This window comes from Streptomyces sp. NBRC 110035 (assembly GCF_000829695.1).
Taxonomy (GTDB): domain Bacteria; phylum Actinomycetota; class Actinomycetes; order Streptomycetales; family Streptomycetaceae; genus Streptomyces.
Genome location: NZ_BBNN01000027.1, coordinates 319,145 through 342,482 on the forward strand (window position 1 = coordinate 319,145; position 23,338 = coordinate 342,482).

At 73.0% G+C, this 23,338-nt stretch carries 17 protein-coding genes; 9 read left to right on the top strand and 8 right to left on the bottom strand.

Annotated elements, in window-relative coordinates; genetic code table 11:
- Positions 1–294: 294 nt before the first annotated feature.
- From TU30_RS18345 to argF, 4 genes are all read left to right on the top strand, one after another.
- Complete coding sequence (locus TU30_RS18345; RefSeq protein WP_042171329.1) at positions 295–1,767, top strand: 3' terminal RNA ribose 2'-O-methyltransferase Hen1; 1,473 nt, start codon at positions 295–297, stop codon at positions 1,765–1,767.
- Complete coding sequence (locus TU30_RS18350; protein WP_078878347.1) at positions 1,764–4,382, top strand: polynucleotide kinase-phosphatase; 2,619 nt, start codon at positions 1,764–1,766, stop codon at positions 4,380–4,382. Before TU30_RS18345 ends, TU30_RS18350 begins: the two co-directional genes overlap by 4 nt.
- A 165-nt stretch (positions 4,383–4,547) precedes the next feature.
- Positions 4,548–5,801 (top strand): arginine deiminase, encoded by a 1,254-nt coding sequence (locus TU30_RS18355; RefSeq protein WP_042171331.1) that lies wholly within the window; start codon positions 4,548–4,550, stop codon positions 5,799–5,801.
- Between the two features lie 79 nt (positions 5,802–5,880).
- Positions 5,881–6,891: an ornithine carbamoyltransferase gene (gene argF / locus TU30_RS18360; protein WP_042171334.1), complete on the top strand. Its 1,011-nt coding sequence runs from the start codon at positions 5,881–5,883 to the stop codon at positions 6,889–6,891.
- 32 nt (positions 6,892–6,923) lie between these two features.
- On the opposite strand, the gene TU30_RS32925 is transcribed toward argF, so the two are convergent.
- The 3 genes from TU30_RS32925 to TU30_RS38335 form a co-directional block, all read right to left on the bottom strand.
- Positions 6,924–7,373: an ATP-binding protein gene (locus TU30_RS32925; RefSeq protein WP_052479848.1), complete on the bottom strand. Its 450-nt coding sequence runs from the start codon at positions 7,371–7,373 to the stop codon at positions 6,924–6,926.
- Positions 7,374–7,680: 307 nt separating this feature from the next.
- Complete coding sequence (locus TU30_RS18370) at positions 7,681–8,493, bottom strand: PaaX family transcriptional regulator C-terminal domain-containing protein (protein ID WP_042171335.1); 813 nt, start codon at positions 8,491–8,493, stop codon at positions 7,681–7,683.
- A gap of 61 nt (positions 8,494–8,554) precedes the next feature.
- On the bottom strand, positions 8,555–8,812 hold the full coding sequence (locus TU30_RS38335; RefSeq protein WP_042171337.1) for a DUF5999 family protein: 258 nt from the start codon (positions 8,810–8,812) through the stop codon (positions 8,555–8,557).
- A gap of 260 nt (positions 8,813–9,072) precedes the next feature.
- Between TU30_RS38335 and TU30_RS18380 the strand changes: the two genes are divergently transcribed.
- Entirely contained in the window at positions 9,073–9,612 is a 540-nt protein-coding gene (locus TU30_RS18380; RefSeq protein ID WP_078878348.1) for a DUF6299 family protein, read from the top strand.
- A 58-nt stretch (positions 9,613–9,670) separates the two neighbouring features.
- Here the strand turns inward: TU30_RS18380 and TU30_RS18385 are convergent, their stop codons facing one another.
- Entirely contained in the window at positions 9,671–10,732 is a 1,062-nt protein-coding gene (locus TU30_RS18385) for a CdaR family transcriptional regulator (RefSeq protein WP_042171455.1), read from the bottom strand.
- 366 nt (positions 10,733–11,098) lie between these two features.
- On the opposite strand from TU30_RS18385, the gene TU30_RS18390 reads away from it, so the two are divergent.
- The 4 genes from TU30_RS18390 (at position 11,099) to TU30_RS18405 (ending at position 20,308) form a co-directional block, all read left to right on the top strand.
- Entirely contained in the window at positions 11,099–11,479 is a 381-nt protein-coding gene (locus TU30_RS18390) for a hypothetical protein (RefSeq protein WP_042171339.1), read from the top strand.
- Positions 11,480–11,733: 254 nt separating this feature from the next.
- Positions 11,734–13,779 carry an SPFH domain-containing protein gene (locus tag TU30_RS18395; protein WP_042171341.1) on the top strand — a complete coding sequence of 682 codons (2,046 nt, stop codon included), beginning with the start codon at positions 11,734–11,736 and terminating at the stop codon, positions 13,777–13,779.
- A 77-nt stretch (positions 13,780–13,856) separates the two neighbouring features.
- Positions 13,857–18,884, top strand: coding sequence for a DNA repair ATPase (locus TU30_RS18400; protein ID WP_042171343.1), 5,028 nt, complete (start codon positions 13,857–13,859; stop codon positions 18,882–18,884).
- A gap of 197 nt (positions 18,885–19,081) precedes the next feature.
- The gene (locus TU30_RS18405; RefSeq protein WP_042171345.1) at positions 19,082–20,308 is read left to right on the top strand and encodes a cytochrome P450; all 1,227 of its coding nucleotides are present in this window, start codon (positions 19,082–19,084) and stop codon (positions 20,306–20,308) included.
- Positions 20,309–20,598: 290 nt separating this feature from the next.
- On the opposite strand, the gene TU30_RS18410 is transcribed toward TU30_RS18405, so the two are convergent.
- Genes TU30_RS18410 through TU30_RS18425 form a run of 4 tightly spaced genes read right to left on the bottom strand, consistent with a single transcriptional unit; the run spans position 20,599 to position 23,264 of the window.
- Positions 20,599–21,858 (bottom strand): cytochrome P450, encoded by a 1,260-nt coding sequence (locus TU30_RS18410; RefSeq protein WP_042171347.1) that lies wholly within the window; start codon positions 21,856–21,858, stop codon positions 20,599–20,601.
- Positions 21,855–22,472 carry an ATP/GTP-binding protein gene (locus TU30_RS18415; protein ID WP_042171349.1) on the bottom strand — a complete coding sequence of 206 codons (618 nt, stop codon included), beginning with the start codon at positions 22,470–22,472 and terminating at the stop codon, positions 21,855–21,857. The genes TU30_RS18410 and TU30_RS18415 overlap by 4 nt, the downstream gene beginning before the upstream one ends.
- Complete coding sequence (locus TU30_RS18420; RefSeq protein ID WP_042171351.1) at positions 22,453–22,809, bottom strand: DUF742 domain-containing protein; 357 nt, start codon at positions 22,807–22,809, stop codon at positions 22,453–22,455. The genes TU30_RS18415 and TU30_RS18420 overlap by 20 nt, the downstream gene beginning before the upstream one ends.
- The gene (locus TU30_RS18425) at positions 22,806–23,264 is read right to left on the bottom strand and encodes a roadblock/LC7 domain-containing protein (RefSeq protein ID WP_042171354.1); all 459 of its coding nucleotides are present in this window, start codon (positions 23,262–23,264) and stop codon (positions 22,806–22,808) included. The genes TU30_RS18420 and TU30_RS18425 overlap by 4 nt, the downstream gene beginning before the upstream one ends.
- Positions 23,265–23,338: the final 74 nt, after the last annotated feature.

Here is a 23,338-nt window from a genome sequence, read left to right on the forward strand (position 1 = left end):
CCGTCGACTCGGCCCCCTCACGGGAAACGCTATGCCAGGCGGACGCCGACCGCCTCCAGACAGGGGCCCCGAGGAGCGCCGGTCGCCGGCCCCGCCGGGGCCATCGGCCGACGTGGTGCGCGGACGGTACGGCAGGGAGGCACGGCACATCCCCCGGTGATCTCCGTTCCCGGTGGGGGCGAGGGCCGGAGCTCCCCCCCCCTACGGCGGGACGCCGGTCGATCCGGTGGGCCCGCTGCCGTCGCGAGGTAATCGGGTACCGGTACGGGGCCGACGGGACCCATACTCGGTCACGTGTTCCTGACGATCTCGACCACCGGCGACAAGACCAACCCTGCCACCGACATGGGCTTCCTCCTCCACAAGCACCCCGACAGCCCGTTCTCGGCCCCTCTGTCCTACGGCACCGCGCACGTCCTCTACCCCGAGGCGGACGCCGAGCGGTGCACGGCGGCACTGCTGCTGGAGGTGGACGCGGTGGCACTGGTCCGGCGGGGCAAGGGCAAGGGGCACGGCGGCGCCCCCGACACCGCTCTCGCGCAGTACGTCAACGACCGCCCGTACGCGGCGTCCTCGCTGCTCGCCGTCGCGCTGAGCCGTGTCTTCTCCAGCGCGATGCGCGGCGTGTGCAAGGCCCGCCCGGAGCTGCCCGGACAGCCGCTGCCGCTGCGCGTCGAGGTGCCCGCGCTGCCCGCGCGCGGCGGCCCCGCCCTGGTCGGCCGGCTCTTCGAGCCGCTCGGCTGGACGGTCACGGCCGACCCGGTGGCCCTGGACACCGAGTTCCCGGACTGGGGCGACTCGCGGTACGTACGCCTCGTCCTGGAGTCGGACACCCTCACCCTCGCCCAGGCCCTGCGCCACCTCTACGTCCTGCTCCCCGTCCTCGACGACGCCAAGCACTACTGGGTCTCCTCCGACGAGGTCGACAAGCTGCTGCGCGCCGGCGAGGGCTGGCTGCCCGGCCACCCGGAGCAGCAGCTGATCACCAGCCGCTACCTTGCCCGCCGCTGGTCACTGACCCGCCAGGCGCTGGAACGGCTCGAGCTGGTCCGGCTGGCCGAGACGGACGACAGCGACGTCGAGGAGATGGACAACGCCGTCGCGGCGGACACGGGGGACGAGGAGAAGCCGACCCCGCTCGCCGTGCGGCGCCGGGAGGCGATCGTCGCCGCCCTCGCTGCCTCCGGCGCCACCCGTGTGCTCGACCTCGGCTGCGGGCAGGGGCAGCTGGTGCAGGAGCTGCTGCGCCACCCGGCCTACTCCGAGATCGTCGGCGTCGACGTGTCCATGCGCGCGCTGACCATCGCCTCCCGGCGGCTCGGGCTGGACCGCATGGGGGAGCGCCAGGCGTCCCGGGTGAAGCTTCTCCAGGGCTCGCTGTCGTACACCGACAAGCGGCTCAAGGGGTACGACGCCGCCGTGCTCAGCGAGGTGATCGAACACCTCGACCTGCCGAGGCTGCCCGCCCTGGAGTACGCCGTGTTCGGCGCGGCCCGCCCCCGGACCGTCGTCGTGACCACTCCGAACGTCGAGTACAACGTCCGCTGGGAGAGCCTTCCGGCCGGTCACGCCCGGCACGGCGACCACCGCTTCGAGTGGACCCGCGAGGAGTTCCGCGCCTGGGCCGCGAAGGTCGCCGAACGGCACGGATACGACGTCGGGTTCGTGCCCGTGGGCCCGGACGACCCGGAGGTCGGCCCGCCCACCCAGATGGCCGTGTTCGTGACCGGGGAGACGAAGGACAGGAAGGAGGCGAAGGCGGCATGACCCGCGAGACCACCACCGGAGCCCGGACCAAAGTTCGGCCCGAGACCCACAGCGATGCCCCGCCCGGAGCCCGGCCCGCCGGGAACCGCGGCCGGGTCCTGCCCGTCACCGACCTCTCCCTCGTCGTACTCGTCGGCGCCTCCGGCTCGGGCAAGTCCACCTTCGCCCGGCGCCACTTCAAGCCCACCGAGGTCATCTCCTCCGACTTCTGCCGCGGCCTGGTCGCCGACGACGAGAACGACCAGAGCGCCTCCAGGGACGCCTTCGACGTCCTGCACTACATCGCGGGCAAGCGGCTGGCGGCCGGCCGCCGCACCGTCGTCGACGCCACCAGCGTCCAGCAGGACGCCCGACGTCAACTGATCGATCTGGCACGGCAGTACGACGTCCTGCCGATAGCCGTCGTGCTCGACGTGCCCGAGGAGGTGTGCGCCGAGCGCAACGCGGCCCGCGCCGACCGCGCCGGCATGCCCCGCCGGGTCGTCCAGCGCCACACCCGCGAACTCCGGCGCTCCCTGAGGAGCCTGGAGCGCGAGGGCTTCCGCACGGTGCACGTCCTGCGCGGTGTCGACGAGGTCGAGAACGCCACCGTCGTCACCGAGAAGCGGTACAACGACCTCACCCACCTCACCGGGCCCTTCGACATCATCGGCGACGTCCACGGCTGCGCCGCCGAACTGGATTCCTTGCTCGGCGCGTTGGGCTACACCGACGGCGTCCACCCCGAGGGCCGCACCGCGGTCTTCGTCGGCGACCTCGTCGACCGCGGCCCGGACAGCCCGGGCGTGCTGCGCCGGGTCATGTCCATGGTGAAGTCGGGCAGCGCGCTGTGCGTCCCCGGCAACCACGAGAACAAGTTCGGCCGGTACCTCAGGGGCCGCAAGGTCCAGCACACCCACGGCCTGGCCGAGACCATCGAGCAGATGGACCAGGAGAGCGAGGAATTCCGCGCCGAGGTGAGGGAGTTCGTCGACGGCCTGGTCAGCCACTACGTCCTCGACGGCGGCCGGCTCGTCGTCTGCCACGCCGGCCTGCCGGAGAAGTACCACGGCCGCACCTCCGGCCGGGTCCGCTCACACGCGCTGTACGGCGACACCACCGGCGAGACCGACGAGTTCGGCCTGCCGGTGCGCTACCCGTGGGCCGAGGACTACCGGGGCCGTGCCGCCGTCGTCCACGGCCACACCCCGGTCCCGGAGGCGACCTGGCTCAACAACACCATCTGCCTGGACACCGGCGCCGTCTTCGGCGGCAAGCTCACCGCGCTGCGCTGGCCGGAGCGGGAACTGGTCGACGTACCGGCCGAGCGGGTCTGGTACGAGCCGGTCCGCCCGCTGCGCACCGAGGCCCCCGGCGGACAGGACGGCCGCCCGCTGGACCTCGCCGACGTCCACGGCCGCCGGGCCGTCGAGACCCGGTACGCCGGCCGGGTGGCCGTACGCGAGGAGAACGCGGCCGCGGCCCTGGAGGTCATGAGCCGCTTCGCGATCGACCCGCGTCTGCTGCCGTACCTTCCGCCGACCATGGCCCCCACCGCCACCTCGCACCTGGACGGCTACCTGGAGCACCCGGCCGAGGCCTTCGCCCAGTACAAGGAGGACGGGGTCGGGCGCGTCGTGTGCGAGGAGAAGCACATGGGTTCACGCGCGGTCGCCCTGGTCTGCCGGGACGCGGACGCCGCCGCCCGGCACTTCGGGGTCGAGGGCGGCCCTGCCGGATCGCTCTACACCCGCACCGGCCGCCCGTTCTTCGGCGAGGCGGCGGTCACCGAGGAGATCCTCGGCCGGTTGCGCACGGCGATCACCGACGCCGGGCTGTGGGACACCCTCGAAACCGCATGGCTTTTGCTGGACGCCGAGTTGATGCCGTGGTCGCTGAAGGCGTCCGGGCTGCTGCGCTCGCAGTACGCCGCCGTGGGTGCCGCCGGCGGCGCGGTGTTCCCGGGCGCCCTGGCGGCCCTGGAGAGCGCCGCCGCCCGCGGCGTCGAGGTGCGGGAGCTGCTGGAACGCCAGCGGGAACGGGCCGGCGCGGTCGGCGCGTTCACGCAGGCGTACCGCCGCTACTGCTGGACCACCGACCAGCTGGACGGCGTACGCCTCGCCCCGTTCCAGATCCTCGCCGCCCAGGGGCGCAGCCTCGCCGGGCTGCCGCACGACGAGCAGCTCGCCCTGCTGGACCGCGTGGTCGAGCACGATCCCACGGGTCTGCTGCAGACCACCCGGCGCCTGTACGTCGACCCCGCCGACCCCGAGTCGGTGCGGGCGGGCGTCGACTGGTGGCTGGAGATGACCGGGCGCGGCGGCGAGGGCATGGTCGTCAAGCCGGTCGGGGCCCCGGCCCGCGACCCGAAGGGCCGCCTGGTGCAGCCCGGCATCAAGTGCCGGGGCCGCGAGTACCTGCGGATCGTCTACGGCCCCGAGTACACCCGCCCCGACAACCTGGCCAGGCTGCGCGGCCGTTCCCTCGGCCACAAGCGGTCCCTGGCGATCCGCGAGTACGCCCTCGGCCTGGAGGCCCTGGACCGCCTCGCCGACGGCGGACCCCTGTGGCGGGTCCACGAGGCCGTCTTCGGCGTCCTGGCGCTGGAGTCGGAGCCGGTCGACCCGCGGCTGTAGGCCCTGGCGGACGCGGACGCGGACGCGGACACGGACGCGGACGGCGACCCGGCCGGCCCGGGCGGGGAGATCCGCCCGGGCCGGCGGCTGCCGTCCTGTCCCTCCCGCCGGTCCCGTCCCGTCCGCGGAGGGGTGAACGGCCCCTCCGGTGGTCAGGATGGAGACATGACCTACCACGTCGACTCCGAGGCCGGACGGCTGCGCCGCGTCATCCTGCACCGGCCCGATCTCGAGCTCAAAAGGCTCACCCCCAGCAACAAGGACGCCCTGCTGTTCGACGACGTGCTCTGGGTGCGCCGGGCGCGCGCCGAGCACGACGGGTTCGCCGACGTCCTGCGTGACCGGGGGGTCACCGTCCACCTCTTCGGTGACCTGCTCACCTCCACGCTGGACGTCCCGGCGGCCCGCTCGCTCGTCCTGGACCGTGTCTTCGACGAGAAGGAGTACGGCCCGCTGGCCACCGACCACCTCCGCGCGGCGTTCGAGACCCTGCCCTCGGCCGAGCTGACCGAGGCGCTGGTCGGCGGGATGACCAAGCGGGAGTTCCTGGACGCCCACCCGGAACCGACGTCGGTGCGCTTCCACGCCATGGAACTCGACGACTTCCTCCTCCGCCCGCTGCCCAACCACCTCTTCACCCGCGACACCTCCGCCTGGATCTACGACGGGGTCTCCATCAACGCCATGCGGTGGCCCGCCCGGCAGCGCGAGACCGTGCACTTCGAGGCCATCTACCGGCACCACCCGCTGTTCCGCGACGAGAGCTTCCGCCTCTGGTCCGAGGGGCAGGCCGACTACCCGTCCACCATCGAGGGCGGGGACGTCCTGGTCATCGGCAACGGCGCGGTGCTGATCGGCATGAGCGAGCGGACCACCCCGCAGGCCGTCGAGATGCTGGCGCACAAACTGTTCGCCGCGGGTTCCGCCGAGACCATCGTCGCCCTCGACATGCCGAAGAGGCGCGCCGTGATGCACCTGGACACGGTGATGACGATGGTCGACGGCGACACCTTCACCCAGTACGCGGGCCTCGGCATGCTCCGTTCGTACACCATCGAACCCGGCTCGGGGGACAGGGAACTGAAGGTCACCGACCACCCGCCGGAGCACATGCACCGCGCGATCGCCGCCGCGCTCGGGCTCAGCGAGATCCGGGTGCTGACCGCCACCCAGGACGTCCACGCCGCCGAGCGCGAGCAGTGGGACGACGGCTGCAACGTCCTGGCCGTCGAGCCGGGTGTCGTCGTCGCCTACGAGCGGAACGCCACCACCAACACGCATCTGCGCAAGCAGGGCATCGAGGTGATCGAGATCCCCGGCAGCGAACTGGGCCGGGGCAGGGGCGGGCCGCGCTGCATGAGCTGCCCGGTCGAGCGGGAGGCGGTCCAGGGAGACCCCGGGAGCAGGTCACGCATATAAATGCTGATGTTCGTATAGACTTCCATGCGTCCTGTGTCCGACCTGGCCCGATCCTGCCCCCGTACCTCTGGAGCGCCCCATGGCGACAGTCCCGACCGCCCTCGCCGGCCGCCACTTCCTCAAGGAGGTGGACTTCACCGCGCAGGAGTTCCTCGGCCTGCTCGACCTGGCCGCGGAGCTGAAGGCCGCCAAGCAGGCCGGCACCGAGACCCGGTACCTCCAGGGCAGGAACATCGCGCTGATCTTCGAGAAGCCCTCGACGCGCACCCGCTGCTCCTTCGAGGTGGCCGCCGCCGACCAGGGCGCCTCCACGACGTACATCGACCCGAGCGGCTCGCACATCGGGAAGAAGGAGTCCGCGAAGGACACCGCGCGGGTGCTCGGCCGGATGTTCGACGCGATCGAGTTCCGGGGCGACTCCCAGTCCACCGTCGAGACCCTCGCCGCCTACGCGGGTGTGCCCGTCTACAACGGTCTGACCGACGACTGGCACCCCACCCAGATGCTCGCCGACGTGCTCACCATGACCGAGCACGGCGGCGGGAGGCCGGTCACGGAGATCTCCTTCGCCTACCTCGGCGACGCCCGCTTCAACATGGGCAACTCCTACCTCGTCACCGCGGCCCTGCTGGGCATGGACGTCCGCATCGTCGCCCCGAAGACCTACTGGCCCGCCCAGGAGGTCGTCGACCGGGCGCGTACGCTCGCCGAGTCCAGCGGGGCCCGCATCACGCTCACCGAGGAGATCGCCGAGGGCGTCGCGGGCGCGGACTTCGTCGTCACCGACGTCTGGGTCTCGATGGGGGAGCCCGCGGAGGTCTGGGACGAGCGGATCGCCGCCCTCGCGCCGTACGCGGTGACCATGGACGTGCTGCGGGCCGCCGGCAACCCGGACGTCCGTTTCCTGCACTGCCTGCCGGCCTTCCACGACCTGGGGACGCGGGTCGGCCGTGAGGTGTACGAGAAGCACGGTCTGGAGTCGCTGGAGGTGACCGACGAGGTGTTCGAGTCGGCCCACTCGGTCGTCTTCGACGAGGCGGAGAACCGGATGCACACGATCAAGGCGGTGCTGGTGGCGACCCTGGCCTGAGCCGGTGCGGCGGCCGGGCCGGCCGGTCCGGTTCAGTCGGGCCGGCGCTGGCGCGGCACCGCCGGCAGCCGGAACCACACGGCCTTGCCCGAGGCGGTCGGGCGGTGGCCGCACGACGAGCTCAGGGTGCGGATCAGCAGCAGCCCGCGCCCGTGCTCCTGCCAGGGATCCGGCTCGCGGAGCGGCGGGCGGGTCAGGTCGGCGGGCGCCCGCGGATCGGTGTCGTGCACCTCGACCCGGCAGCCGGTGGGCAGCAACTCCACCACCAGCTCGATCGGCGCGCCCCCGGCGGTGTGCTCCACGGCGTTGGCCACCAGCTCGGCGGTGAGCAGCTCCGCCGTGTCCCGGTCCGCGGCGTGCTCCCGCTCGGCCAGCGCGGTACGGACCAGCGCACGGGCGACGGGCACGGCCGCGGTGGTGTGCGGCAGCGCGACGCGCCAGGATGCGGAGGTCGAGGGTTCGTACACGCTGGATCCGATCATGGAGAGCAGGCGGGTGGTCCTGCTTTCAATCACTCAATGGTACGGCGTGGCCCTCAGGCGGTGTCGTCGGCCCGTGACGGCCGTCATGCCTCCGGAGTGCGCGGACGGCACGGCTCCCCGCCCCCGCCGGACGGGCCCCCGGGCCCGTCGCGTCGATCATGCCCGGCCGGCCTGTCGCGCAATCATGACGGCGGTCACGGATCGGTGACGCGAGGGGCCGGAGAGAGGTTCCGTGAGCCGTGAGCCGTGAGCCGTGAGCCGTGAGCCGTGAGCCGTGAGCCGTGAGTCGCGCGCCGTGTGGCACGTGTCACAGGCCCGCGAAGACCGCCCCGGCGTCCCGCAGACGGGTGTGCAGGCCGTGGAAGACGTGCGCCGAGCGCGTACCCGGCCAGTCCTCGGGGAGCAGCCCGAGGGGGAGCCCGGGGTCCGTGTAGGGGAGATGACGCCAGGAGTCGAGGGCGAGCAGGTAGTCGTGGTACGCCTCCTCGGGCGGGGTGTCCTCGCGCTGCCGCCAGGCGTCCAGTACGTGCGCGTGCCGGTCCAGGAACGCCTCGTGCTCCTTGGCCATCCCGGCCAGGTCCCACCAGCGGGCGACCGCCTCGGCGGTGGGCGTGAACCCGAGGTGCTCACCGCGGAAGAGGTCGACGTAACCGTCCAGCCGCAGCCGCTCCAGGGTGTGCCTGGTCTCCTCGTGCAGCCGGGCCGGCGCTATCCACACGCCCGGAGCGGTGGTGCCGAAACCGAGGCCGGACAGCCGGGAGCGCAGGATGTGACGCTTCTGCCGCTCGGACTCCGGCACGGAGAACACGGCGAGCACCCAGCCCTCGTCCGCGGGACTCGCGGCGGCGTGCACACGCCGGTCGCTGTCGTCCAGTAACCGGCGCGCTTCCGGCGACAGCTCGTATCCCGCCGCGCCCTGTGCGGTGCGGGCCGGCAGGAGCAGCCCGCGCCGCTTGAGCCGGGACACCGAGGAACGCACGGCGGGAGCGTCGACGCCGACCGCGGCCAGCAGCCGGATCAGCTCGGCGACGGGCACGGGGCCCGGCGCGAAGCGGCCGTACGCGCCGTAGAGCGTGACGATGAGAGACCGTGGGGCAGGCTGGTCGGACACGTTGATCATCTTAGGTCGTGCCGATCGGTGCCCTTCCCCGGGGCATCGGCATCACGCCTGGTCATCTCCCTTACCGGACAAGGAGGTTCCGGTAAGGGGGTGGCTCCCGCGCCGGGCGCCGCGCCGTGCCGGGTGTGCGCCGTGCCGCGTCCGGTCGGGCGACCACGGTGAGGTGGTCCGCAGGGACCGGGTGCGGGGCGACCGCGCGGCCGTCGGGCAGCAGTGCGCCCGTGTCGTCGAAGGCGATCGTGCCGTCGCACCTCGGGCTCCGGCCCTGCTCCGGGTGGGCGGCGACCACATGGGGGACCTGTACCCGGGGCCGGTGCATGGCGTCCGGTGGGCACACGGGGCGTACCTCCGCTCAGGTGGATCGATCCGAAGGGGCCGTCCACCCCGGCCATGCCCCCGCCGGGAGCCCCTCGGAACGTCCTGCGGGAAGCGTGGCAGCTCCCGGACGGTCCCGGGACGGTTGCCCGGAGGCCGGTGCCAACTCGCCACCGAAGGGGTGAGGGTCACCCGTCCCGGACCGCTCTCCCGGTACTGCTGAGGGAATCGAGCCCTCGTTCCCCGCCTTCCGGGAGGTCCCCCATGTCCGTCCCCACATCCACATCCACATCCACCGCCACCGCCACCGGGTCCGTGCGTCCCGTGCGTTCCGTCCTCGCCGGTGCGGCGGCCTGCGGGGCGCTGCTGCTCGGGGCCGTCGTGGCCGCGCCCTCGGTCGCGTCCGCCGCACCCGAGCCCCCTGCTGCTCCCGTTGCCTCCGCCGCCCCCGCCGCGTCCCCCGTCTCCGTGACGGTGGACCCCGTGGGCCTGATCGCCCCCGACGGCCGCCGCGTCACGCTCTCCGGCACGTACCGCTGTACGGATGCTTCCGGGCCGGTCCTGGTCGGCTCCTCCGTCCGTCAGGAGCCGGCCGTCACGCGCTACGGCGTCGGCGGCACCCGGGCACAGTGCGACGGCCGGACCCACCGCTGGGAGAACACCGGAAGCGTCCCCTCCGACGCGCTGAAGGCCGGTGCCGCCGACGTCGAGGTCACCCTCGTCGAGCTGCGCCCCGTCGGAGGCCTCCCGCTGCCCCTGTTCCATGCGTCCCTGCGGCAGGACATCACCCTGGACCGCGGCTGAACCACCGGCGCCCGCCCGCCCCGCCGCACCGGAGCTCCCCGGAGCGCAGCCGCCCGGATCAGAGCTGCTCGGCCGGCCAGTCCAGCAGGCGGGCGCCGATGACCGCGGTCTGCAGCATGTAACGGTGGGCGGGGTCGGCCGGGTTGGCGCCGGTGAGCTTGTGGATACGCTCCAGCCGGTAGGTCAGCGCCCGCACGCTCAGCGCGAGCCGCCGGGCCGTCTCCGCCGCCACGCAGCCCGAGTCGAAGTACACGGTGAGCGTCTCGAGGAGCGGCTCGGCGCCGCCCCGGGCCGAGGTGAGCGGGCCGAGAGTGCTGTGCACCAGGTCGGACATGGCCTGGCGGTCGCGGGCGAGGACGGGGTAGACGAGCAGTTCGGCGGCGTGCAGCACCGGATCGTCCAGCCCCAGCCGTTCGGCGATCTCCAGCGTGCTCAGGGCCTCTTCGTACGACTGGACGACCCCGCCGGCCCCGGACTGCGGGCGGCCGACGGCGACCTGGCCGCCGTCGGTGGCGGCGTGCGCCTGCTTGGCGAAGTGCGTGAGCACCTCGTCCTGGTGCCCCGGGGCGACGCACAGCAGCCGGCCGTCCTTGGTGGTGAGCAGGATGCTGCGGTTGCCGAACCGGGAGTTGAGGGCCTGCTCCACCCGCCGCGGGACGGCGTCGCCCTCGTCGTAGGCGACGGGGCCCCGGGCGACGGCGACCGCGTGTTCGTGGGAGAGCCGCAGGCCGAAGCGTTCGGCCCGTTCGGCGAGCCGGCCCAGGTCACTGCGGCCGTAGAGGAGGTCGTCGATGAACTCCCGCCGTGCCGCCTCCTCCTGGCGGACGGCGAGGCGCTGCGCCCGCTCGTAGCCCTCGGCGAACGCGTCCACCGCCTGCTGCACGGCGGAGAGCGCCTCCTCGGCCGAGTCGTCCTGACCGCGCGGCCACACCTCACGCGTGGCGATCAGGTGCGTGCGCACCAGGGCGCGCAGACCGAAGCCCGCCTCCGCGGCCCGTTCCCCCAGGGCCCGACGGGAACTCAGCTCGTCCCGGGAGAGGCGCCGGCCGGTGGCCGCGACCTCCTCCAGGATCTGGGCATAACCTTCCAGGTACTCCCCGGGAATCTCCCGCTCCGCCACAGCTCCCCCACATCCTGACGCGTCCTTGGCGCCGCTTCGGCGGGCCCCTGATCGCGCACCCGGCATGCAGACCCTAGTGAACATTGCCGGAAACCGGCAATGCGTGAGCGGGGTCTGACCGGCCATCATGGTCCGCGGGGAGCACCGCGGACGGTTCCGGTGCCGGACACCGGCAGGTGTCCGGCACCGGAACCACCGGGGGCCGGAACCACCGGGGGCCGGAACCACCGGGGGCCGGAACCACCGGGGGCCGGAACCACCGGGGGCCGGAACCACCGGGGGCCGGTGCCGCCGTCGGTGCGAGCCGTCACAGGGCGCGGCACGCAGAACGCGGGACGCGGGAACCGGGAAAGGGGGTGGCCGGAGATGCACGTGATCGCGGAGGCCGCCACGGGCCTGCCCACGCTTCTGCTCACCGCGGCCCTCGTCGTGGCCGCCTGCTTCTGGCTGCTGGTGGCCGTCGGCGTCACCACTCCGCACGCCTTCGACTCGGACGCGGATCTCGACGCCTGGGGGATGGGCGGAGTGCCGGTCGCCCTCGCGCTGTCCCTGCTGACCCTGTTCGCCTGGCTGCTCGCCACCGGCGTGACCGTGCTGCTCGACGCGCACGTCTCCGACGGGCCCGGCACGGGACTGCTGCGTCTTCCCGCCCTGGCCGGAGCCCTCCTCGCGGCCTGGCGGCTGACCCGCTTCTTCGTACGCCCGCTGCACCGTCCGGTGCCCGACGAACCCGGGCCGTCCCGGTAGTTCCGCGGACCCGGCGGGAACCGGGGCGGCGGGCCCGGCGTGTCCCGTGGCGGAGCCGGCGTACGGCTCCCGCGCGAGCCACCCGTGCCGCACGCCATCACACCACCGCCGCACGGCCGTCACGCCGTCAACCACGTCACCACCGCGCACAGTCCGGGCCGAGAGGCACCGGGGCGGCCCCGCCGCCACCTTCCTCGGCGCCCGGCGCCGACCTGTCACTCCTGTCCGTCACCCAGCTCCGAAGGACGTATCCCATGGATGCTGCCACCGTCGGCATCGCCGTGCTCGTCGGCGTCTGCCTGCTCGCCGCACTCGTCGTGCTGTTCCTCATGTCCAGGCTGTTCCGCAAGGTGGAGCAGGGCAAGGCGCTCATCGTCTCCAAGGTCCGCAAGGTCGACGTGACCTTCACCGGGCAGGTCGTGCTGCCCGTGCTGCACAGGGCCGAGGTCATGGACATCTCGGTGAAGACCATCGAGATCACCCGGGCCGGCAAGGAAGGCCTGATCTGCCAGGACAACATCCGCGCGGACATCCGCATCACCTTCTTCGTCAAGGTCAACAAGACCGTCGACGACGTCATCAAGGTCGCGCAGGCCGTCGGCACCACGCGGGCCAGCGACCGCAACACGCTGCAGGAACTGTTCCACGCGAAGTTCTCCGAGGCGCTGAAGACCGTCGGCAAGCAGATGGACTTCACCGACCTCTACACCAAGCGCGAGGAACTGCGGTACCGGATCATCGAGGTCATCGGAGTCGACCTCAACGGCTACCACCTCGAGGACGCGGCGATCGACTTCCTCGAGCAGACGCCGCTGGCCCAGCTCGACCCGGGCAACGTGCTCGACGCGCAGGGCATCCGCAAGATCACCGAGCTGACGGCCGTGGAACACGTCCGCACCAACGAGGCCCAGCGCGGCGAGGAGAAGGAGATCACCCGGCAGAACGTCGACGCGCGCGAGGCGATCCTCGAGCTGGAGCGCCGGCAGACCGACGCCGAGATCAAGCAGCGCCGGGAGATAGAGACCGTACGGGCCCGCGAGGAGGCCGAGACGGCACGGGTGGTGGAGGAGGAGCGGCTGCGCGCGCAGAGCGCCTTCCTGCGCACCGAGGAGCAGCTCGGCGTGCAGCGCGAGAACCAGGCCCGTGAGGTCGCCGTCGCCGCCAAGAACCGCGAGCGGGTCATCGCCGTGGAGAGCGAGCGCATCGAGAAGGACCGGATGCTCGAGGTCATCGCCCGCGAGCGGGAGACCGAGCTGACCCGGATCGCGGCCGACAAGGAGGTCGAGGGCCAGAAGCGCGACATCGCCGAGGTCGTCCGGGAGCGCGTCGCGGTGGACCGTACGGTCGCCGAGCAGGAGGAGTCGATCAAGAAGCTGCGGGCCGTGGAGGAGGCGGAGCGCCGGCGCCAGGCCGTCATCATCGCCGCCGAGGCCGAGGCGCAGCAGAAGCTGGTCAAGGACATCAAGGCCGCGGAGGCCGCCGAGGTGTCCGCCACGCACCGCGCCGCCGAGGAACTGACCCTGGCCGAGGCCCGGCTGAAGAGCGCCGACCTCGACGCCCAGGCCAAGGTGCGGCTGGCCGAGGGCATCCAGGCCGAGGCCGCGGCCGAGGGACTCGCCCTCGTGCAGGTCCGCGACAAGGAGGCCGACGTCATCGAGAAGGCCGGCCGTGCCGAGGCCGAGGCGGCCGAGGCCCGGATGCGCGCCGAGGCAGAGGGCGCGCGGGCCAGGGCGCTCGCCGACGCGGAGGGCATCAGCGGCAGGCTCAAGGCGGAGGCCGCCGGCCTCACCGAGAAGGCGGCGGCGATGGCCGCGCTGGACGAGGCGTCCCGCGGCCACGAGGAGTACCGGCTGCGCCTCGAGGCGGAGAAGGACGTACGGCTCGCCGGGCTCGAGGTGCAGCGGCAGGTCGCCGAGGCCCAGGCCACGGTGCTCGCGACCGGTCTGGAGAACGCCGACATCAACATCGTCGGCGGGGAGTCCGTCTTCCTCGACCGGCTGGTGTCGTCCATCGCGCTCGGCAAGGGCATCGACGGGTTCGTCCAGCACTCCGAGACCGCCCAGGCCCTCGCCGGCCCGTGGCTGGACGGCTCGGCGAGCTTCACCGACGACGTGAGCCGGATCCTGGGCTCCGTGTCGAGCGCCGACATACAGAACCTGACGGTGTCCGCGCTGCTCGTGAAGCTGATGCAGGCGGGTGGCGACCACACCGGACAGATCAGGCAACTGATCGAGAAAGCCGGGGAACTGGGCCTCGCGGACACCCCGCTGGCCGCACTGAACGGCCACGCCAGGGCCTGACCACCCCGGGTCGGGGAGCCGCCGCACAGGGGACGGCGGCTCCCCGACCGCTCCCGTTCGAAAGGCAAGAGGCAGCCATGACCACCGGCACCCACGAGACATCCGGCACGGGCACCGCCCGGCAGTCCGCCGAGGGCGCGCACCACCCGGCAGGGGCGGGCGCCGGCACCGCCGCCCACGACGCCGTCGACGGCGGCACCTATCAGGTGCTGCGCGACCGCCTCACCGCGCAGGCCGCCGAACTCGCCCGTCGCACCGAGGAGCTGAACCGGCTCCGGATCGAGACCTTCGGCACCGCCGAACTGCGCCTCACCGGCACCGAACGGCTGCGCACCGACCGCACCAGCGTGCCCCGCGACGTCGTCGCCGTGGGCGACGTGCTCCTCTTCGGCCACGGCGCCCGGCCCCGCCCGGAGACGGACACCGCCGTCGGCGACGTCCTCGCCGCGCACGACCGCGACCTGAACCGGCTGCCCGCCGACGCCGTGCCCGGACTCCTCGACGACCCGGACTTCCTGCGGGAGTTCAAGGCCCTGCACCGCTACTACCGCCAGGCCCGCCTGCTGCGGCTGCGCCGCGTCGACGGCAGACTCCTCGCCGTGTTCCAGACCGGCGAGAAGGCCGGCGACATCCGCGTCCTGCGCTGGTCGGTGTCCGAGGACGGCCGGGCGGCCTTCCTCGACGCGCGCGGCGACCGCGACCACGCCCGCACCCCGGACCCGGACATCGCCTGGACCCTCACCACCCGCGAGGACCACGTCGTCGGCCGGCACCCGCACGTCGGCGTCCAGGGCGAGCTCTTCGTCGACACCCTCGGCGGCACCCTCACCGTCAAGACGGAGAACGACACCGACACCCCCGACGGCATCCACACCGCACCGGTCGACGAGCCGCTCCAGTCCCTCGCCGACGCGGAGATCGCCCACGCCCGTGTCGGCGCGCTGATCCTGCTGCGCGTCCTGCCCTACAAGGAGACCGCGTACCGCCACCTCGTCTTCAACACCCTCAGCCGGACCCTCGTCCGCCTCGACGGCATCGGTCAGGGCTGCCGGCGCCTGCCCGAGGACCAGGGCATCGTCTTCCCCGGCGGCTACTGCCTCGCCGCCGGCACCCACAAGACGTACGAACTCGACACCACCGGCATGGCGTTCGAACGCGAGGTGCGCTCGCCCAACGGCGAGGACGTGCTGTACGCCTTCCACGCCCCCGGCCGGGGCCGCGCCCTGCTCCTGTCCTACAACGTGATCCGCAAGGAGGTCGCCGCACCGCTGAGCTGCCACGGCTGGGCGCTCTTCGACGACGGCGCGCTCACCCTGCTGCGGCCCGACGGCGACGAACCCGCCCGCGTCCACCCGCTCCAGCTGTGGCACTCGCCCTACGTCTCCGACACCCACGCCGCGGGCCGGCCCGTCGGCGACGGCCCCCTCGACCGGGTCGGCAACGCCGACCTCGTCCGCGGCGTCTCCGCCTGCCTGTCCCTGGTCCGCTCCGTCACCGGGACCACCCCGACGACCGAGGTGTACGCGGCCCTGGTCGCCGCCTGCGTCCGCACGGCCGACGCCCACCACTGGCTCGGCGACCCCGAACTGGGCGACCTGCGCGGCCCGCTGGAGGACGTGCGCGCCACCGCCGAACAGGTCCTGGCCGAGTTCGAGACCGTACGCGACCTCGGCCGCCGCGCCGCCGCCGCGCTCGACGAGGCGGCCGGCCGCGTCGGCTCCGTGGTCCGCCGGCTGCGCGGCGAGCAGCCCCGCGAGGCCGCCGCCTGGGTCGCCGGCCTCACCGAACTCCGCCACGCCCAGGGCCATCTGCTGACCCTGAAGGAGATGCGGTACGCCGACCACGCCCGCATCGACGAACTCGCCGCCGACGCCGGCCGCGACCTCGACTCCTTCGGCCGGCGCGCGGTCACCCACCTCGCCCACGAGGACGCCTTCGCCGCCCACCACGCCGACGTCGAACGCCTCGTCGCCGACGCCGAGCAGATCGGCACCGCCGCCGAGGCCGTCCCGGTCGCCGCCCGCCTGGACGAACTCGCCGACGGGCTGCGGACGGTGACCGAGGTCGTCGCCGGACTCGACATCGGCGACGCGACCGTCCGCACCGCCGTCCTGGAACGCGTCGCCGAAGCACTCGGCGGCGTCAACCGCGCCCGCGCCACCCTCGACGCCCGCCGCCGCGGCCTGCGCGACCGCGAGGCCCGCGCCGGATTCGCCGCCGAACTCGCCCTGCTCGGCCAGACCGTCACCGGCGCCCTCGCGGCCGCCGCCGACCCCGAGTCCTGCGACGAACAACTGACGCGCGTCCTGGCCCAGCTGGAGACCCTGGAGCCCCGCTTCGCGGAGTTCGACGACGTCCTCGGCGAGCTCGCCGACCAACGCACCGGGATCTACGAGGCGTTCGCCGCCCGCAAACAGAGCCTCACCGACGCCCGCGCCCGCCGCGCCGAACAACTCGCCTCCGCCGCCGGACGCGTCCTGGAGACCATCGCCCGCCGCTGCGCCACCCTCGCCGACACCGACGAGGTCAGCACCTACTTCGCCTCCGACCCCCTGGTCGCCAAGGTCCGCCGCACCGCCGGCGAACTCCGCGACCTCGGCGACCGGGCCCGCGCCGAGGAACTCGACGGGCGGCTCCGCTCCGCCCGGCAGGAAGCCACCCGCGCCCTGCGCGACCGCACCGACCTCTACGCCGACGGCGGCCGCGCCATCCGCCTGGGCAGCCACCGCTTCGCCGTCACCACCCAGCCCCTCGACCTCACCCTCGTCCCGCACGGCGACGGCCTCGCCTTCGCCCTCACCGGCACCGACCACCGCGCACCCGTCACCGACCCCGCCCTCGCCGACGGCCGCCGCTACTGGAACCGGCACCTGCCGTCCGAGTCGCCCGAGGTCTACCGCGCCGAACACCTCGCCGCCCGCCTGCTGCACGAGCACGGCCCCGACGCCCTGCAGGCCACCGACGACCTCGCCGGCCTCGTGCGCCGGGCCGCCGAGGAGGCCTACGACGAGGGATACGAGCGCGGCGTCCACGACCACGACGCGACCGCCCTGATCACCGCCCTCCTGCCCCTGCACGACGGGGCCGGGCTCCTGCGCCACGAGCCCGCCGCCCGCGCCCTCGCCCTGCTCCACTGGACGCACGGCACCACCGCCCCCGAACGCGCCGACCTCACCCGCCGGGCCCGCTCCCTCGCCCGCGTCCGCGACGCCTTCGGCCCGCCCCCGGCCCTCGCCGACCTGCGCGCCGAACTCGCCCGCCGCATCGCCGACCGGGACGACGGCACCGCCGGCACGGGCGGTGCGCCGGCCCGCCCGGAAGCCGCCGCCGCCTACCTCTTCGACGAACTCACCACCGGAACCGACGGGTTCGTCATCAGCGCGCAGACCCGCACCCTGCTCGACAAGTTCCGCCGCACCGTCGCCACCGAGGCCTACGACGCGGACCTGCCGGCCCTCTCCGGCCTCTCCTCCCGCCGTCAGCTCGTCGAGGCCTGGCTGACCGCGTACACCGCCGCCACCGGCGGCCACCTCACCCCCGGCGACCTCGCCGAGGCCGTCGCCGCCGAACTCTGCCCGGATGTGCCCCGACACGAGTCCGACGCGCCGCTCACCGTCACCGTGGACGGCCTGCTCGGCACCCACCCCCGCGTCACCGACCGCCGGCTCACCCTCCGCCTGGACGAGTTCCTCGCCCGCACCGAGGAGTTCAGGGACCGGGACGCCCCGGCGTTCCGTGCCTTCCAGCGCCGCCGCACCGCCCTGGTCGCCGCCGAGCGCACCCGGCTGCGCCTGGACGACCACCGCCCGCGCGTGATGTCGTCGTTCGTCCGGGGCCGCCTCGTCGACGAGGTCTACCTCCCCCTCATCGGGGACAGCCTCGCCAAACAGCTCGGCACCACCGGCGAGTCGGGGCGCACCGGCACCGGCGGCCTGCTCCTGCTCGTCTCCCCGCCCGGCTACGGCAAGACCACCCTCATGGAATACGTCGCCGACCGGCTCGGCCTCGTCCTGGTGAAGATCAGCGGTCCGGCACTCGGCCACTCGGTGACCTCGCTCGACCCGGCCGAGGCGCCGAACGCCACCGCACGCCAGGAGATCGAGAAGATCAACTTCGCGCTGACCGCCGGCAACAACACGCTCCTGTACCTCGACGACATCCAGCACACCTCGCCCGAACTCCTCCAGAAGTTCATCCCGCTCTGCGACGCCACCCGCCGCGTGGAGGGCGTGTGGGACGGCGCGCCGCGCACCTACGACCTGCGGGGCAAGCGCTTCGCCGTCTGCATGGCCGGCAACCCCTACACCGAGTCCGGCGACCTCTTCCGGGTGCCCGACATGCTGGCCAACCGCGCCGACGTGTGGAACCTCGGCGACGTCCTCACCGGCAAGGACGACGCCTTCGCCGCCAGCTTCGTCGAGAACGCCCTCACCGCCAACCCCGTCCTGGCCCCGCTCGCCGGCCGCGACCGCGGCGACCTCGACCTGCTGATCCGCCTCGCCGAGGGCGACCCCACCGCCCACGCCGACCGGCTCACCCACCCGTACGCGCCCACCGAACTGGACCGCGTCCTGGCCGTCCTGCACCACCTGCTCACCGCCCGCCGCACGGTCCTCGCGGTCAACGAGGCCTACATCGCCTCCGCCGCCCAGTCCGACGACGCCCGCAGCGAACCGCCGTTCCGGCTCCAGGGCTCCTACCGCAACATGAACAAGATCGCCCAGCGGATCCAGCCGGTCATGAACGACGCCGAACTCGCCGCGGTCGTCGACGACCACTACGCGGCCGAGGCGCAGACCCTCACCACCGGCGCCGAGGCGAACCTGCTCAAGCTCGCCGAACTGCGCGGCACGCTCACCGCCGCGCAGGCCGCCCGCTGGACCGAGGTCAGGGCCGCCCACGTCCGCACCCACGCCCCGGGCGGACCCGGCGACGACGCCCTCACCCGCGCCGTCGCCGCCCTCGCCCTCCTCGGCGACCGCATCGCCGCCGTCGAATCGGCCATCACCCGGGCCGCCGACCCGCGCCGGCTCATGGCCGGGCCGCCGACCCGGCACACGTCCCCTCCCGCACCGGGACCGTCACCGGAGGAGGGAGACCTGTGACCGGACCGGACCGGACCGGGGCGGGGCGGGGCGGGGCGGGGCGCCCGGGCTCCGGGGACACGGGAACCGATTCCCGCAGGGCGATTTTCGGCCAACGATCGCCAAACGCCCAAGAGGACCCAGGGCAGCACTGTCCCGGTCGATGAATGATCAATAACCTTGTGCGCTACATCAGTTATTGAATCCCAGGGAGCTTCATGTCCACCGCGCAGCAGGTGCCCGACATCCTCTCACCCGAGTTCGCCGCGGACCCCTACCCCGCCTACCGCGTGATGCGCGAGAGCGCACCCCTCATCTGGCACGAGGCCACCCAGAGCTACATCGTCTCGCGCTACGAGGACGTCGAGCGCGTCTTCAAGGACAAGAACAACCAGTTCACCACCGACAACTACGACTGGCAGATCGAGCCGGTGCACGGCAAAACGATCCTTCAGCTCAGCGGGCGGGAACACGCCGTGCGCCGCGCCCTGGTCGCCCCCGCCTTCCGCGGCAGCGACCTCCAGGAGAAGTTCCTCCCCTTCATCGAGCGCAACTCGCGCGAGCTCATCGACGCCTTCCGGCACACCGGCTCCGCCGACCTGGTCACCGACTACGCGACCCGGTTCCCGGTCAACGTGATCGCGGACATGCTCGGCCTCGACAAGGCCGACCACGCACGCTTCCACCGCTGGTACACCTCCGTCATCGCCTTCCTCGGCAACCTTTCCGGCGACCCGGAGGTGGCCGCGGCGGGGGAGCGGACCCGGAGCGAGTTCGCCGAGTACATGCTGCCGATCATCCGGCAGCGCCGCGCCGACCCCGGCGACGACCTGCTGTCCACCCTGTGTGCCGCCGAGGTCGACGGCGTGTCGATGAGCGACGAGGACATCAAGGCGTTCTGCAGCCTGCTGCTCGCCGCCGGCGGCGAGACCACCGACAAGGCCATCGCCGGCATCTTCGCGAACCTGCTGCTGAACCCCGAGCAGCTCGCCGCCGTCCGCGAGGACCGCAGCCTCATCCCCAGCGCGTTCGCCGAGACGCTGCGCTACACCCCGCCCGTCCACATGATCATGCGTCAGTCGGCCACCGAGGTCTCCCTCAGCGGCGGCACCATACCGGCCGGCGCCACCGTCACCTGTCTCATCGGCGCCGCCAACCGGGACGAGAGCCGGTACCGCGACCCCGACCGCTTCGACGTCTTCCGCGAGGACCTCACCACCACGACCGCCTTCTCGGCCGCCGCCGACCACCTCGCCTTCGCCCTCGGCCGGCACTTCTGCGTGGGCGCCCTGCTCGCCAAGGCCGAGGTCGAGATCGGGGTGAACCAGCTCCTCGACGCCATGCCCGACGTACGGCTCGCCGACGGCTTCGACCCCGTCGAGAAGGGGGTGTTCACCCGGGGACCGCAGTCCCTGCCGGTGCGCTTCACTCCGCTCACGGACTGACCCCGAGGACGGCCACGGGCTCCGCCCCCAGGGAGCCTGTCCGTCCGCACCGCCCGCCGGGGCCTGTGGCGGAGGGGGCGTCTGCCGTGCGACGCCCGGCACGCGCTCCCGCCGTACCGCCCGAAAGCCCGGGTACGCCCGGTACGAGGGCTTCCGGGCGGCAGGAGGGCTCCCGGGCGGCACGCCGGGAGCACGCTCCCCGAAGGTCTCGGCTTCGCCCGAGCAGGGGGACCCCATGACGCCGTGCGGCCGCCCCTCGGGCGACGACGTCCCTTCCGCCCCCCCAGGCCCTAATGCACCACCGGCGTGAACTGCACCGGCAGCGCCGACAGCCCTCGCATCCAGATCGACGAACGCCAGGACAGGGCCTTCGCCTCCACCGCGAGCATCAGGTCCGGCAGCCGGTCCAGCAACGTCTCGACGGCCGTGCGCGCCATGACGTCGGCCAGCAACGGGGCCGGGTAGGGGCAGCGGTGCTCACCGTTGCTGAACGACAGATGCGCGGAGTTCTCCGCACCGACGTGCCCGTCGGGCCAGATCTGCGGATCCGTGTTGGCCGCCGCCAGCCCGAGCACCAGGCAGTCGCCCGCCCGGATCCGCCGCCCGCCGAGCTGTGTGTCCCGCACCGCCCACCGGCCGATGAAGTTCTGTGTCGGCGTGGCCAGCCACAGCACCTCGTTGAGCGCGTCGGCCACGCTGAGCCGGCCGCCCGAGACGTTCAGCGCGAACCGTTCGTCGGTGAGCAGCAGCCGCAGCGTGTTGCAGATCCAGTTCGCGGTGGGCTGCTGAGCGGCGGCGATCACCGAGATCAGGTCCTGGACGACCTCCTCGTCGCTCAGCCCCGCCGGGTGCAGCAGCATCCGCGAGGTGACGTCCGGGCCCGGCCGCTCCCGCTTCTCCTTCACCAGCCGCGTGAGGCGTTCGGCCACCCGCCCGTACGCGGCGACCGGGTCGTCGCCCTCGGCCGCGTCCAGCGAAATGCGCAGGTCGTCCACCAGCTGCTGGGTGCCGGTGGCGTCGAGCGGCATCCCGCACATCTGCACGACGGCACGGGCCGGCACGGCGTGCGCGTACTGACTCATCAGTTCCGCGCGCCCGCTCCCCGCGAACTCGGGGATGAGCCGGTCGGCGATCTGCCGGCAGTTGCGGGCCAGCTCGAACTGGTCGACGCCGCCCAGCGCCTCGGTGATCACCCCGGCCCGTCGCCGGTGCTCGTCGCCCTCGGTGAACAGCACCGACGGCTGATATCCGACGAACGGCAGCAGCGGCCAGTCCGGCGGGATGTTCGGCCACTGGTTCCAGCGCCGCGAGTCCCGCGCGAACAGGTCGTCGTGCCGGGTCACATAGGTGACCTCGGCGTAGCCCATCACCAGCCAGGCCGGGATGTCCCCGTCGAGCAGTACGGGAGCGACCGCGCCGTGCTCACGGCGCAGTGCCCGGTACAGCTGTGACGGGCTCTGCTGGTACTCCAGCCCGGCCAGGCGCACCGCGCCCGGGTGGGCGGGGCAGCCCGGCGGGGCCTGCCGAGCGGGGGATCCGGTGTCGGTCACGGTGTCTTCTCCCGGGCCATGGCCAGTGCGTAGAGGTGGTCCACGAGGGTGATCAGTACGTCCTTGCCGGAATGCCGGCTCCGCGCGTCGCAGTCGATCAGCGGCACGTGCTCGGGCAGGGCGAGCGCCTGCCGTATCTCGTCCAGGGAATACCGGTTCTCGTCGTCCTCGAACCGGTTCACGGCGACGACGAACGGCGTTTGGTGGTGCTCGAGCCGGTCGATCGCGTACCAGGAGTCGTCCATCCGCCGGGTGTCGACGAGGACGACCGCGCCCAGCGTGCCGGAGAACAGCCGGTCCCACAGGAACCAGAAACGCTCCTGCCCCGGAGCACCGAACAGATAGAGCACCATGCGCTCGTTGAGGCTGATCCGCCCGAAGTCGAACGCCACGGTCGTGGTGGTCTTCGTCGTCCCCTCGCCCGGCTCGTCGACGCCGATCCCCGCCTGCGTCATGACCTCCTCGGTGGTCAGCGGCCGGATCTCGCTGACCGAGTGGACCAGGGTGGTCTTGCCGACGCCGAAACCGCCCACGATGACGATCTTCAGACCGGTTTCGGCGGCGTCGGCCAGGGGCGTGTGGCGGGAGGGGAGCTCAGATGTTGCGGAGCCCATGGAGAACCTCCTGGAGAAGGGCGGAATCGGGGAGCGAGGCGACGGCCTTCGCCGCGTGCGGATGGCGGGCCGTGATGCGGTTCGTGGCGAGCAGGTCGCCGAGCAGGATCCGCACCACGGTGATCGGCAGGCTCAGCTCCGCGGCGATCTCGACCAGGGCCGTCGGATGACGGCACAGCTCGAGGATCCGGGCGTGCTCCGACTGCATTCCGGGGGTGGGCTCGCATTCACTGACCACGAGGGTGACCAGGTCGAACGCGTCATCGCTGCGGCTGCGTCCATTGGTGACCAGGTAGAGCCGGTCGGGGTCACCGGTGTCCACGGGCCTGCGCATCACGACGTGGCACTTCCCTGGGCGGACGTCCGGGGCTCGGCCCGCAGATGCTCCCCGATCTGCTCGACCAGCTCCGTCATCTGATGGCCCACCACGCTCGGGTCGGCGCTCTCGTCCGCGAGGGCCGCCAGGTGCGCCCCCTCACCGGCCTCCACGATGAACAGCAGGCCGCCGTGGAACTCGGTCATGGAGTGACGCACCCCGCCGGTCCCGTCGCCGAACTCGACGGAGGCGCCCTGGGCGAGCGCCTGGATTCCGGAACAGATCGCCGCCAGTTGGTCGGCCTGGTCGAGCGACAGATGCTCGGACCAGCACAGCTTGAGGCCGTCCCGGGACAGCACCAGCGCGTGCCGGGTGCCGGGCGTGCGCTCCAGGAGACTCTGCAGAAGCCAGGTGAGGCTGTTGTCGGTGGTCTGCATGGTGGGTGTCGGGACGGTGGTGCCGGGCTGACCGGTCACCGCCCGTTTCTCCAATCTCACGAACTCGAGCGGGGGAGGGGGATGGGACGCCGATGCCCCGGGCGCCGTACGGG

Excerpts from the sequence above, each read along its gene's own strand:
- TU30_RS18350 (WP_078878347.1), top strand. The coding sequence starts at position 1,764 with ATGACCCGCGAGACCACCACCGGAGCCCGGACCAAAGTTCGGCCCGAG.
- TU30_RS18355 (WP_042171331.1), top strand. The coding sequence starts at position 4,548 with ATGACCTACCACGTCGACTCCGAGGCCGGACGGCTGCGCCGCGTCATC.
- argF (WP_042171334.1), top strand. The coding sequence starts at position 5,881 with ATGGCGACAGTCCCGACCGCCCTCGCCGGCCGCCACTTCCTCAAGGAG.
- TU30_RS32925 (WP_052479848.1), bottom strand. The coding sequence starts at position 7,373 with ATGATCGGATCCAGCGTGTACGAACCCTCGACCTCCGCATCCTGGCGC.
- TU30_RS18370 (WP_042171335.1), bottom strand. The coding sequence starts at position 8,493 with ATGATCAACGTGTCCGACCAGCCTGCCCCACGGTCTCTCATCGTCACG.
- TU30_RS38335 (WP_042171337.1), bottom strand. The coding sequence starts at position 8,812 with ATGCACCGGCCCCGGGTACAGGTCCCCCATGTGGTCGCCGCCCACCCG.
- TU30_RS18380 (WP_078878348.1), top strand. The coding sequence starts at position 9,073 with ATGTCCGTCCCCACATCCACATCCACATCCACCGCCACCGCCACCGGG.
- TU30_RS18390 (WP_042171339.1), top strand. The coding sequence starts at position 11,099 with ATGCACGTGATCGCGGAGGCCGCCACGGGCCTGCCCACGCTTCTGCTC.
- TU30_RS18395 (WP_042171341.1), top strand. The coding sequence starts at position 11,734 with ATGGATGCTGCCACCGTCGGCATCGCCGTGCTCGTCGGCGTCTGCCTG.
- TU30_RS18400 (WP_042171343.1), top strand. The coding sequence starts at position 13,857 with ATGACCACCGGCACCCACGAGACATCCGGCACGGGCACCGCCCGGCAG.
- TU30_RS18405 (WP_042171345.1), top strand. The coding sequence starts at position 19,082 with ATGTCCACCGCGCAGCAGGTGCCCGACATCCTCTCACCCGAGTTCGCC.
- TU30_RS18415 (WP_042171349.1), bottom strand. The coding sequence starts at position 22,472 with ATGGGCTCCGCAACATCTGAGCTCCCCTCCCGCCACACGCCCCTGGCC.